Source organism: Vogesella mureinivorans, from assembly GCF_007644035.1.
Classification (GTDB): domain Bacteria; phylum Pseudomonadota; class Gammaproteobacteria; order Burkholderiales; family Chromobacteriaceae; genus Vogesella; species Vogesella mureinivorans.
Map to the genome: position 1 here is coordinate 1 of NZ_VMTV02000046.1, position 469 is coordinate 469.

Annotated in this window: 1 protein-coding gene; it reads right to left on the minus strand. The window is 35.8% G+C overall.

Translation table 11 applies throughout. The annotated features are described in order from the left end of the window. Positions 1 to 469, minus strand: a 469-nt coding sequence (locus FLQ44_RS01040) for a transposase family protein (RefSeq protein ID WP_170252703.1), incomplete at both ends; no start/stop codon positions are given.

Here is a 469-nt window from a genome sequence, read left to right on the forward strand (position 1 = left end):
CTTTTTTCCACCATTCCTACTAATGCTCTTTTCTCTAAGTCTACTAACACTACATAATAGTTTTTCTGACCTTTGACTACGGCGATTTCATCAATTCCTAGTTTCTTCAGTTCTTGAGGTTTCTCTTCAATGAATCCCGCAGCTAATTCTTTTAGCATTGTCTCGACTTGTTGTTCGCTAACTCCATTTCTTCTAGCCACATTCTTGATATCACTCTCTAAAACTTCTTCAATAATTTTGTTTTTAAATCTTTCTGTGTAGACTCTTTTCTTTTTTACGAATTCTAATTCTTCACTAAACTTGCTGCCACAGCCGTCACACCTGATTTGACGCCGGTTTACTTGAAGATATACTTGTTTGTCTCCAAAAGGTAAATCTCTGACTACATACCAATGGTTTTGGTGCAGCTTATCTGTTGTCTTACTACAGCTAGGACATTGAACTTTTGGCTCTTTCTTTTCTATTTTTA